Source organism: Bergeyella anatis, from assembly GCF_036016955.1.
Classification (GTDB): Bacteria; Bacteroidota; Bacteroidia; order Flavobacteriales; family Weeksellaceae; genus JAYWXI01.
Map to the genome: position 1 here is coordinate 1 of NZ_JAYWXI010000089.1, position 672 is coordinate 672.

Below are 672 nucleotides of genomic sequence, written 5' to 3' on the forward strand. Positions count from 1 at the left end.
CTATCAAAATGTATGTAATTACAAGGACGATGAAAGCAAATTAAAATCCTTAGTAATGGGCGGAACTGCACAAAGCAGAGGACAAAAAGCCTTTGACCTTTGTAATGTTTTCGCAGAACACGGAGCCGAGATGTTTAGTTACAACTAACAGAGGATAACGAAAAATTAAATACTAACCCAAAGGCGGTTATATCATAGTAACCGCCTTTATAAACCATAAAGCAATGAAAAAATCACACACACCAACAAGGCATATTTTAGTAAGAGCCTACACAGGCAGCGAGTGGGATAGTTGCGACTTTGCGATTATAACTATTTCGCAAGGGTGGAAAGAGCAACAAGCCCAACGCCTTAAAGTGTTGGACAATATAGAGAATGATGATTGTTTTTTGTCGGTTAATTACCGAGATACCTTTGTGGATTTTTACAAGACCACACAACCGAAACTAATAGAAGAACCAACCTCAAATTTAGATAGTTTATTAGACAGTGCGGATTGGACTTTTGTGGAGTTAGAGCAGAAAGAACAAGAGCAATTTTCAGCCCCTCAAAGCACTTTAGATTGTTACCGATTAAAACTTGACCGATATGGAAATATATACTATACCGCTCACGGGAAGCATACGGGCGAGGAATTTTGGACAGCTGAAATGGAATTAACAAAAATTTTGA

At 38.1% G+C, this 672-nt stretch carries 1 protein-coding gene and 1 pseudogene; both read left to right on the forward strand.

Going from position 1 to position 672, the window contains the following annotated elements; translation table 11 throughout:
• Window positions 1-148, forward strand: a pseudogene (locus tag VQ048_RS12365) (DUF932 domain-containing protein); the annotation flags it as partial.
• A 76-nt stretch (window positions 149-224) separates the two neighbouring features.
• Window positions 225-672, forward strand: a 448-nt coding sequence (locus VQ048_RS12370) for a hypothetical protein (RefSeq protein WP_327611947.1), incomplete at its 3' end; no start/stop codon positions are given.